Annotated in this window: 1 pseudogene; it reads left to right on the top strand. The window is 43.3% G+C overall.

The annotated features are described in order from the left end of the window. Positions 1-1,366, top strand: a pseudogene (locus tag C7N65_RS12495) (DUF4988 domain-containing protein); the annotation flags it as partial.

Raw genomic sequence — 1,366 nt, 5'->3', positions numbered from 1 at the left:
GGAAATAAAGTTGTGACATTCAGTGATGACACAACAATTACTATTCCAAAAGGAGATAAAGGAGACAAAGGTGAAACAGGCGCAGCCGGCACAAATGGTGTTGACGGTAAATCAATCACTGTTCAAAGCACAGAAACAACACCAGAAGGTAACACGAAAGTTACATTCTCAGACGGTACAACAGTAACTGTTGAAAAAGGTGCTAAAGGTGATGCTGGGGATACTGGCGCAACAGGTGCGAACGGTAAATCAATCACTGTCACATCAACAGCTCCGGATGCGGAAGGTAATACAGTTGTCAACTTCAGTGATGGCACTTCAATCACAGTACCAAAAGGTGCTAAAGGTGATCGTGGTGAAACAGGTGCCCAAGGTGCAGCCGGTACAAATGGTGCAGATGGAAAATCAATCACTATTACAAATACAGAAGTACAACCAGATGGCTCTACTAAAGTAACATTCAGCGATGGAAGAGAAATCACTATTCCAAAAGGTCAAAATGGCGCAGACGGCAAAGCAATTACTGTTAAATCTACAGCTCCAGATGCGGACGGTAATACAGTTGTGACATTCAGCGATGACACAACAATTACAATCCCTAAAGGTGCTAAAGGTGATCGTGGTGAAACAGGTGCTCAAGGTGCAGCCGGCACAAACGGTACGGATGGTAAATCAATTACTGTTCAAAGCACAGAAACAACACCAGAAGGTAATACAAAAGTTACATTCTCAGATGGTACAACAGTAACCGTTGAAAAAGGTGCGAAAGGCGATACAGGTGAAGCTGGCGCAACAGGTGCGAATGGAAAATCAATTACTGTCACATCAACAGCTCCGGATGCGGAAGGCAATACAGTAGTCAACTTCAGTGATGGTACTTCAATCACAGTTCCAAAAGGAGCTAAAGGAGACAAAGGTGAAACAGGCGCAACTGGTACAAATGGTGTAGATGGAAAATCAATCACTATTACTGGCACAACGCAAACACCAGAAGGCAATACAGAAGTGACATTTAGTGACGGTACTAAAGTAGTTGTTCCTAAAGGAAACAAAGGAGATAAAGGTGAAGACGGTACATCTGTCACAATCACAAACTCTGCAGTACAACCAGATGGCTCAACTAAAGTAACATTCAGCGATGGAAGAGAAATCACTATCCCTAAAGGTGAAAAAGGCGATAAAGGCGATAAAGGCGACACTGGTGCAGCAGGTCAAAACGGAACTTCAGTAACAGTAACAAATACAGAAGTCCAACCTGACGGTTCAACAAAAGTAGTCTTCAGCGACGGCAAATCTCTAGTTATCCCTAAAGGTCAAAATGGTGCGGATGGTCAATCAATCACAGTAAGATCAACAGCCACAGATG

It is taken from the genome of Staphylococcus simulans (assembly GCF_002994445.1).
GTDB lineage: Bacteria > Bacillota > Bacilli > Staphylococcales > Staphylococcaceae > Staphylococcus > Staphylococcus simulans_B.
The sequence above is the reverse complement of the archived record's forward strand: the minus strand, read 5'-3'. Positions and strand labels throughout refer to the sequence as shown.